Source organism: Methanobrevibacter sp. (assembly GCF_030539555.1).
In the GTDB taxonomy this organism is placed as follows: Archaea; Methanobacteriota; Methanobacteria; order Methanobacteriales; family Methanobacteriaceae; genus Methanocatella.
The window spans coordinates 1-6,815 of record NZ_JAUNXX010000074.1 but is presented as its reverse complement, the minus strand read 5'-3'; the positions used below and the strand labels follow the sequence as shown (position 1 = coordinate 6,815).

The 6,815-nt window shown below is 32.1% G+C and carries 13 protein-coding genes; 4 read left to right on the top strand and 9 right to left on the bottom strand.

Annotation, left to right across the window (positions count from 1 at the left end):
• Positions 1 to 201: 201 nt before the first annotated feature.
• Together Q4Q55_RS09190 and Q4Q55_RS09185 are read right to left on the bottom strand one after the other, a co-directional pair.
• Positions 202 to 390 (bottom strand): 50S ribosomal protein L37e, encoded by a 189-nt coding sequence (locus Q4Q55_RS09190; RefSeq protein WP_067042784.1) that lies wholly within the window; start codon positions 388 to 390, stop codon positions 202 to 204.
• Positions 391 to 450: 60 nt separating this feature from the next.
• Positions 451 to 681 carry an LSm family protein gene (locus tag Q4Q55_RS09185; protein ID WP_296879881.1) on the bottom strand — a complete coding sequence of 77 codons (231 nt, stop codon included), beginning with the start codon at positions 679 to 681 and terminating at the stop codon, positions 451 to 453.
• 306 nt (positions 682 to 987) lie between these two features.
• Between Q4Q55_RS09185 and Q4Q55_RS09180 the strand changes: the two genes are divergently transcribed.
• The 3 genes from Q4Q55_RS09180 to arfB are packed head-to-tail and all read left to right on the top strand — an operon-like array spanning position 988 to position 2,720.
• Complete coding sequence (locus tag Q4Q55_RS09180; protein ID WP_303372514.1) at positions 988 to 1,479, top strand: Panacea domain-containing protein; 492 nt, start codon at positions 988 to 990, stop codon at positions 1,477 to 1,479.
• Between the two features lie 56 nt (positions 1,480 to 1,535).
• A complete protein-coding gene (locus Q4Q55_RS09175; RefSeq protein WP_303372513.1) occupies positions 1,536 to 2,018 on the top strand; it encodes an RNA-binding protein in 483 nt (160 codons plus the stop codon).
• A 9-nt stretch (positions 2,019 to 2,027) separates the two neighbouring features.
• Complete coding sequence (arfB, locus tag Q4Q55_RS09170) at positions 2,028 to 2,720, top strand: 2-amino-5-formylamino-6-ribosylaminopyrimidin-4(3H)-one 5'-monophosphate deformylase (RefSeq protein ID WP_303372512.1); 693 nt, start codon at positions 2,028 to 2,030, stop codon at positions 2,718 to 2,720.
• Between the two features lie 10 nt (positions 2,721 to 2,730).
• Here the strand turns inward: arfB and Q4Q55_RS09165 are convergent, their stop codons facing one another.
• Positions 2,731 to 3,162 (bottom strand): hypothetical protein, encoded by a 432-nt coding sequence (locus tag Q4Q55_RS09165; RefSeq protein WP_303372511.1) that lies wholly within the window; start codon positions 3,160 to 3,162, stop codon positions 2,731 to 2,733.
• Between the two features lie 68 nt (positions 3,163 to 3,230).
• Between Q4Q55_RS09165 and Q4Q55_RS09160 the strand changes: the two genes are divergently transcribed.
• Complete coding sequence (locus Q4Q55_RS09160; RefSeq protein WP_303372510.1) at positions 3,231 to 3,830, top strand: YigZ family protein; 600 nt, start codon at positions 3,231 to 3,233, stop codon at positions 3,828 to 3,830.
• Positions 3,831 to 3,849: 19 nt separating this feature from the next.
• On the opposite strand, the gene Q4Q55_RS09155 is transcribed toward Q4Q55_RS09160, so the two are convergent.
• From Q4Q55_RS09155 to Q4Q55_RS09130, 6 genes are all read right to left on the bottom strand, one after another.
• Entirely contained in the window at positions 3,850 to 3,960 is a 111-nt protein-coding gene (locus Q4Q55_RS09155) for a rubredoxin-like domain-containing protein (protein WP_297824438.1), read from the bottom strand.
• A 14-nt stretch (positions 3,961 to 3,974) separates the two neighbouring features.
• On the bottom strand, positions 3,975 to 4,094 hold the full coding sequence (locus Q4Q55_RS09150) for a rubredoxin (protein ID WP_303372509.1): 120 nt from the start codon (positions 4,092 to 4,094) through the stop codon (positions 3,975 to 3,977).
• 76 nt (positions 4,095 to 4,170) lie between these two features.
• Positions 4,171 to 4,332 carry a rubredoxin gene (locus Q4Q55_RS09145; protein ID WP_303372508.1) on the bottom strand — a complete coding sequence of 54 codons (162 nt, stop codon included), beginning with the start codon at positions 4,330 to 4,332 and terminating at the stop codon, positions 4,171 to 4,173.
• A gap of 72 nt (positions 4,333 to 4,404) precedes the next feature.
• The gene (locus Q4Q55_RS09140; protein ID WP_303372515.1) at positions 4,405 to 4,992 is read right to left on the bottom strand and encodes an acyltransferase; all 588 of its coding nucleotides are present in this window, start codon (positions 4,990 to 4,992) and stop codon (positions 4,405 to 4,407) included.
• 465 nt (positions 4,993 to 5,457) lie between these two features.
• Positions 5,458 to 6,081: a zinc ribbon domain-containing protein gene (locus Q4Q55_RS09135; protein WP_303372507.1), complete on the bottom strand. Its 624-nt coding sequence runs from the start codon at positions 6,079 to 6,081 to the stop codon at positions 5,458 to 5,460.
• Positions 6,082 to 6,162: 81 nt separating this feature from the next.
• The coding region (locus Q4Q55_RS09130; protein ID WP_303372506.1) for a hypothetical protein at positions 6,163 to 6,815 on the bottom strand (653 nt) is incomplete at its 5' end.

The following is a 6,815-nucleotide window of genomic DNA, read 5'->3' as shown; positions in this document are numbered from 1 at the left end:
TCTTCTAAATTTACATTGTTTTGTCTAGCAATATCATTTAAAGAAGTCATAACAATAACCTCCACAACTGATTAAATTAATCTAGTAAGTGCTATAAGATTATTTAAAAAAAGTAGTTAATAAATTATGCAGTGATTGAAAAGTAACTAAAAATAGATTTGAGAAGAAGATTATTGAATAATCTTCAAAGTTTTACCAACCTTATACTAATCTTTGTCTAGTAGTTGGTTTTTTGTTTTGCCAGCTGTATCTTCTTAATTTTTTGGATTTACCGAATCCGCAAGAAGCACAGACTTTTTTACGTATATGGTAAGTGTTTCTACCACATCTTCTACATCTGATATGGGTCTTTTTATTCTTCTTACCCATTGATGGAGTTCCCTTTGACATTGATACACCTCCTTAACTTATCGTTGAAAATATAATCTCGAAATAATTATCGAATAATAATTATGGTGAAATATAAACAATATTGTCTCCTCTTATGAGGACAACACCGAGTCTTCTAGTAATTTCTCCGTCTTGTAATTCTTCTGCATCGTTAAGAACTAAATTCATGTGTAAATCAAAGCTCTTAAGTGTGCCTCTAAATTCACGATCTCCTTTGAGTTTTATTAAAACTGGAGAATCTACAGATTTTCCTAATGCATCAAGTGGTCTTTGAACATTTTGTCCGCTCATTATATCACCTTATATTATTACAAATTTTAGTTTTATGAATTAAATTTTAGTAATCACTCATAATATAATCAAGTTAAGATAAGACAAAACCTAATTAAAACTAATACTATTAAATATAATTTAACTACTATATAAATGTTACCTTATTTTTAACTAAAAGTATAAAAAAATTATCCATTTACTAATTATTATCTTTCAGATATTTAAAATTTAAAAACAAAGATTATTTTTCAACTGCTCTCCCACTTACTTTAAATTCTAGCAAAAACATAACCTGAAAACACAAAACCATCACCAGGCCATAAAATGAAATTCAAAAAAGACACTTATATCAACCTAATAATCTATATTTTATCCCGATGCTACAACAAACCCAACTTAGGTAAAACTGTACTCTGCAGCATGTTATATTTTATCGATTTTGAGTATTACGAAATATATGGAACATCACTTACAAAAGAAACATATATAAAATCCAGAAAAGGAATCAAACCCAAGCATTTCCTTGAAATAACTCAGGATTTGATAAATCAAAAACGACTGTTCTTAAGAAAAGAACCCTATTACAACAGAACCATACACAGATACTACCTAACAATCATTCCCCAAGCGAAATTCAGTGAAAAAGAGCTTGAAATAATAGATTCAAACATTAACAGACTAAGCAATCACAATGCAACATCAATTGCAAAATACACAAGAGACGATCCGCCATTCAGCATGGCCAATTTAGGTGAGGAAATAGACCACAGACATGTATTTTCAAGGAAAAAAAGAAAATATTTAATTAATAAATAAATTTATTTATTTAAGTTACAAATATATAATTCATTAAAATAGTATAGGCAAAAAACATGAGCATAAAAGTCAAAAAAAGAAATTTCTTAAAAAAGAAAAAAATAAAAGCAATAAAAGCCGAATTAGGAGAATATGGAGATTTACTTCAAAATAAGAAAAACGTAGAAATACTTGAGGCAGAACCGAACTCATTCATTCTGGTGGATGGGGAACCTTACATCATAATGATTGAAGACAAGCCGTTTCCAACACTTAAGGCTGCCCTTGCAAACCAAATCGACAGCAAAAAAGTGACTGTGGACATGGGAGCCATCAGATTTGTAAGTAACGGTGCTGACATAATGAGTCCTGGAATTGTAGCCGCCGATGATGGAATTGAAAAGGGAGACATTGTTCTAATCGTGGATGAAACCCATGGAAAACCATTAGCAATTGGCGTGAGCCTAATAAGCGGTGAAGAAATGGTTGAAAACGATTCAGGGAAAGCCGTTGAAACAAAGCATTATGTCGGCGATGACATTTGGAACTTTGAACTATAAGGTGAAATTATGGCTGAATTAAGATATCGTGCAGGCAACATCAAAGATCCCCGAGTCCACAAAATCGGAATAATAGCACTAGGTTCACATCTGGAAAACCATGGCCCTGCTCTTCCGATTGATACTGATGCAAAAATTGGTTCCCACATTGCATTTCAGTCATCCCTACTTACTGGAGCTAAATTTTTAGGAGTGATATATCCTGCATATGAACTGGATGAAATAGACCATGGAGTGCATGTTTCACTTGATGAATTAAAAGAAAATGTTATAAATACCCTTAACTCTGCTAAAAAATTCCTGGATATTGAAAAGGTTATTATTGTAAATGCTCATGGAGGAAATATTCCGCTTATGACAGAATTATGGGACATTGAAGATAAAACGGATTTATCAATTGTCTTCAACAATAAGGTCATATCATCGGAGGGTCCTCACGGAGGCAGCGGAGAACTCTCAATGGCTAAAGTCTTAGGCATCGTCAATGAAGATGAACTTGAAAACCAGGCAAATGTTGATGAATATGAGGAAGTAGGCCTATATGGATTTAAGAAAGCTCGTGAAAATGATCCGAACATTGAAGAAGGTGCAATGGACGTTAAAGAAAATGGAGTCTATATTGATGAAGTTTACGGAGAAAGATTGTTTAATTTAGCTATCAACACAGTAATCTTCGATGTTGAAAAGCTGCTTGATTTTTAAAAAAAAAAGATTAGTAAGTTGAATCATCAGTAGTAGTTACAACATTACTTGAAACATCATCTGAACCTTGAGAACTTCCGGATGAACCGGATGATGTGTCAGTTGTTGTTTCTACATTATTACTACTATCTGATGAACCTGAACCTGAATTTGAACTGGAGTCATCAGTAGTTGTCTCCACATTCTTATTATCATTGTCATTATCTGAAGAACTTTGAGAGGAGCTGCTGTAATCATTATAGTTATCATTACCATAACTATTACCTGTATCACCAGTACCATCAGTTATGGCTGACAGATTATCCAAAATGCTTCCACCATCCTCAGTTTCATTTGGTAAGATGGATATTGTTCCGGTCATGGCTCCAAAAACACTGGCCAGACAGAAAGCAACAATTGCAACAATAAAAATTACCAGTACAGTAGCAGATCTACTTGACAATATAAACACCTTGTGAAATTTAATTAAGTATAATATATTTGATTAATTATATAAATATATAGGATATTATGAAAACCATTAAAAAAGCAGTCCAATGTGAAATAAATGTAAAAAAATCCCAGTTCATTTGCTCTCTATTTCCAACTAAAACCAAAAAGGAATCAAAAGAGATTATCCAAAAGCTGAATGAACAGTACAGCGATGCCACCCATAACTGCACTGCATATATTGTAAGTGATGGGGAAGGTTTTGATGATGATGGGGAACCTGGCGGAACTGCCGGAAAACCTATGATTAATGTATTGAGAAAAAATGAACTCCACAATGTTACTGCAGTCGTTACAAGATATTTCGGAGGAATCAAGCTTGGAGCAGGAGGGCTTGTAAGAGCATATTCAAAGTCCGTTATGGAAGCTATCGGCAAAGCTGAAATAGCTGAAATCGAAGAATATGATGTCTTTAAAATTACTTTTGATTATTCCCATATTAAAATAGCTGACAGCGAAGTTAGGAACAATCAGTTAACAACCATCAATAAGGATTATACCGACAAGGTTAGTTATGAAATTGTATCCGGAGACAATAGAGATATTGAAAAGATATTTGATAAATATCAGGAAAAAATAAGTGTTGAATATATAAATAAACAGTTTTTAGAAAAAATATAAAAAAAAGAAATGAAGAAACTTATTGTTCTTCAAAGTTTTCAGCGCCTACACCGCACATTGGGCAAGTGAAGTCTTCTGGTAATTCATCTGCTTCATGAACATATCCACATACTTTACAAACAAATGCCATGCTAATTTTCCCCCTTATTCTACTTTTTCAAACATGTCAGCGCTAGCGCCACACATTGGACATTTATAGTCTTCTGGGAGTTCTTCAAATTCTTCAGTTACAAATCCGCAAATTTTACATTTAAATTTTGCCATAATAACAATCTCCTTAAAATTTTATTAAATTGTTACATTTAATTAATAATAGTTTATACGATTGTAATATATAAAATTAATCTACCTTTTCAAACATTCCTTTAGCCATGCGACATTTAGGACATTTAAATGAACTTGGCAAATCATCGAATTTTGTTCCTTCAGGAATATTCAAGCCTTCTTCAATATTACTTTCATCAAAAGTGTATCCACAAATTTTGCATTTATAAATAGCCATAATATAATCCCCATTAGAATATTTAATATTATATTAGATAATCGGAATATATAATGTTTTGGCATATACGAACTAAAATCTGTTTGGAACTTTTAAATGGTCCGGAAGCGGCTTGATACGGGCAGGTGTTCCGATAGCCAGATAGAACGGTGGAACAGAATGGATTACAATAGCTCCTGCAGCAACAATAGATCCTTCTCCAATCTCAACATTTGACAGGAAAGTTGTGTTACCACCAATAGAAGCGCCACGTCTGACTCTAGGTCCTTGAAGTTCATAGTTAATTCTTACAGGATATTTATCATTAGTAAAACAAGCACAAGGTCCGATAAATACATTATCCTCAATTACTGAATTAGTCGGAATATAAACGTTAGATTGTATACTGACATCATTTCCAATAATTACATCCCCTTCAATGACTGTATTTGTTCCAATCAAAACATCATCCCCAATGTTGGTGTTTTCACGAATGACAACATTGTGTCCGGTTCTGAAATTATCTCCAATGACAACATCATTATATATGATTGAATTGGACCGGATAGTGTAATTTTTACCGATGACCGGCGGTTTAGAATTTGGCGAATATTCTACACCAAATTGAATATTCTGATCTTTAGGGAATTTTAATTCAGGTTTGGAGTAATCGGGTTTAATGGATTCTCTTTCAATAGCTGGTCTTTCATAGATAATTTCCTCAATTTCCTCAACCTGAGTAGGAGTGTAGAAATTATCTTGTCTTTGATAGGCAGGTTCCGGACGAGAAGGTTTTGGCGGTTGAGAATATAATCTGTCATCTCTTTGAACAACATAAGGCTGTCTTCCTTCAGGAGAATAATATTGCTGATTATTCCTAACCTGCTCATAAGGTTTTTCTCTATTTCTTGCTTGCCTATCATCAAGAGTTTGTGAAAATCTGACCATATTATCAAACCTTTATTTAATTAAATTTAATTTATTAATAAGTTTATTTATGTTTCTAATTAGTATATATATTAGACGGTTCAATTTTAGGTTTTTTGCCTATTGAAAAAAAAATATCGGACGTTAAATTTATTCAATCAGAAAATTAATAATTCAAGTTGGAAACATTCATCAGTATTTGATGAATATTATACACAATCACATATTTTCCCGAAGCAGATGACCCAAATACATTCCGAAATAGGATGCAACGGGAATCAATAATATGAATAGCAAAATCTTGAAGACAAAACTCAAATCAATCAATGACCCATAATTCGGTGCTGTTGGCTGATATGAAGTTCCATAATTAGAACTTGAAGATCCAAATGGAAGAATAGAACTTAAAAGAGATACAATTCCCATTAAGAAAGTAAATATCAAACCTACAACACACATAACAACTGCAAAAATACTTCCAAGATACATATAGAAATTGGGCAATACATAGGATTTGTCCCTACAAGCGAAATAACCCATAAATATTGCTCCAAAGAATACTGAAAATACAATTGTCAATATGAAATAGGTAACTAAATCAATGGATGAATTTGCCATGAATGATGACCATACTATTGAACCAATGAATAAGAATATTCCAAATACGACGAAGGAAAATATTAAAATCGGAAAACTTGTTTTTTCATGTAATATCTCAAAAAACTCTTTGGAATCATTTTCAACATGATTAATACCATCTGACAGATTGTAACCGCATTCTGTACAAAAATCTCCATCAGACACCACATTTCCACAATTCGGACAATGTCTTATAATACTCACAATATAACCTCCACATTATACTTTGTTACAAACATGATAAAAAGGTTATCAATAATGAATATTTAAAAAAAAGAAGAAAAATTAAATAATCGCCAATACCATCACCAAAATAACCATGAACAACATGATTAAATTGCTTTCACCAGCATTTTGTGAAACTGAAGTTATTGTGGAATTATTTAAATTATTGCAATCACTTAAATCGGCTGAATTATTCATTCCAACTGAATTTGAATAAACTCCATTACTCCAAGTTGTTGAAATGGAATTTTTAGAATTCTGACTAGGTTCATTTTGATCTTTTTCATTTATCTTCTTAGAATGAACTGCAGGAGAGGTTTCTGATTCAAAAACATCAGCAAATGTGGCAGTTAGCAAATATGCTGGACAGTATCTGGAAAATCCATCACTTTCATTTTCAGTGAAATTGGAACAATTTCCGTAATTATTCAAGTAATACATTATTACAAATTTAAGATATTGTGTTTCATTGTCAGTTAAATTATAATCATCAAACGTTGAAACTATAGATTCATATATTTTCAAATATGTTTCATAGTTTTCATTACTTTCATTTAAGGAGTAATTATCCGGATTAGCTAAATATGCCTGATAGTTATTATGGAAATCTTCACATTCAGTCCAGTTTTCATCAAAGCAATCCCCATATCTATCCAAATAGGCTGTGACTTTAAATTCCAAATATCCAAAATCATTACTATAATTATCATCAA

Excerpts from the sequence above, each read along its gene's own strand:
- arfB (WP_303372512.1), top strand. The coding sequence starts at position 2,028 with ATGGCTGAATTAAGATATCGTGCAGGCAACATCAAAGATCCCCGAGTC.
- Q4Q55_RS09175 (WP_303372513.1), top strand. The coding sequence starts at position 1,536 with ATGAGCATAAAAGTCAAAAAAAGAAATTTCTTAAAAAAGAAAAAAATA.
- Q4Q55_RS09185 (WP_296879881.1), bottom strand. The coding sequence starts at position 681 with ATGAGCGGACAAAATGTTCAAAGACCACTTGATGCATTAGGAAAATCT.
- Q4Q55_RS09190 (WP_067042784.1), bottom strand. The coding sequence starts at position 390 with ATGTCAAAGGGAACTCCATCAATGGGTAAGAAGAATAAAAAGACCCAT.
- Q4Q55_RS09155 (WP_297824438.1), bottom strand. The coding sequence starts at position 3,960 with ATGGCATTTGTTTGTAAAGTATGTGGATATGTTCATGAAGCAGATGAA.
- Q4Q55_RS09160 (WP_303372510.1), top strand. The coding sequence starts at position 3,231 with ATGAAAACCATTAAAAAAGCAGTCCAATGTGAAATAAATGTAAAAAAA.
- Q4Q55_RS09145 (WP_303372508.1), bottom strand. The coding sequence starts at position 4,332 with ATGGCTATTTATAAATGCAAAATTTGTGGATACACTTTTGATGAAAGT.
- Q4Q55_RS09180 (WP_303372514.1), top strand. The coding sequence starts at position 988 with ATGAAATTCAAAAAAGACACTTATATCAACCTAATAATCTATATTTTA.
- Q4Q55_RS09150 (WP_303372509.1), bottom strand. The coding sequence starts at position 4,094 with ATGGCAAAATTTAAATGTAAAATTTGCGGATTTGTAACTGAAGAATTT.